General features: G+C 32.8%; 1 protein-coding gene. It reads right to left on the bottom strand.

Annotation, left to right across the window (positions count from 1 at the left end; translation table 11 throughout):
* Window positions 1-460: hypothetical protein (locus AAEY57_RS19345; RefSeq protein WP_350608589.1), on the bottom strand; the 460-nt coding region annotated here is incomplete at its 3' end.
* Between the last annotated feature and the right edge of the window lie 283 nt (window positions 461-743).

Raw genomic sequence — 743 nt, 5'->3', positions numbered from 1 at the left:
ATGATAATTTAAACGAGTCAGGTAAAGTGGCCTGACTTAAACAAACTGGTCTCCGATGAACTCGGGGCGATTCAATACCTTCAAAAACTGCACGTAGAGACTCATCTTGATACCCCGTTAACTGAGCATTTGTGAATAACACATAATACTTAGCAAGACCTTTTGCAGCCAACCTTTTTGCTTTTTCTATATCATCTTTTAAATCAGAAACTTTTATTCCTGCTTTATAATCAGAGGTGAACTTACATTGAGCAGTAAATGAACCTGATTTAGATTTGTTCGGTTTATCTATCCAGACACCATGATATGCACCATCTCTACCACCATCATGTGAATCGAAAAAAGACTGTACATCGTGCCCAAAAATATCCGTCATTATGGTAACCGAAAGATCTTGGAATGCTTTCCAGCCTAATGTATGAAGTTGAAAATCAACGATGTTGTTGGATTGTGCTGTCATAGATATCTAACTTTATTAATTATTTATTATTACTACTTCTCTATTAAAAATGAGTGTAACAGATAAAATCAGGGTCTTTCTTTTTTACTAATTAAAATTCCAAGCTCCTTACAAAAAATTCTAATTCATGCAATGGCAATGGACACTTTAAAAGTTCAGATAGCTAATTATTAGTTGCATTAAGTTAACCTAAACAATAAGCTGTATATTTATGGCTGTGATCCATTTCTGTGTTGATAGAATAAAATTTCAATATTAATCAACAATTAAAAGAATTCGTCAA

The organism is Pseudoalteromonas sp. MER144-MNA-CIBAN-0113 (assembly GCF_040308965.1).
Taxonomy (GTDB): Bacteria; Pseudomonadota; Gammaproteobacteria; order Enterobacterales; family Alteromonadaceae; genus Pseudoalteromonas; species Pseudoalteromonas tetraodonis.
Note: the sequence above shows the minus strand (reverse complement) of the source record. Positions and strands in the feature narration are given on the sequence as shown.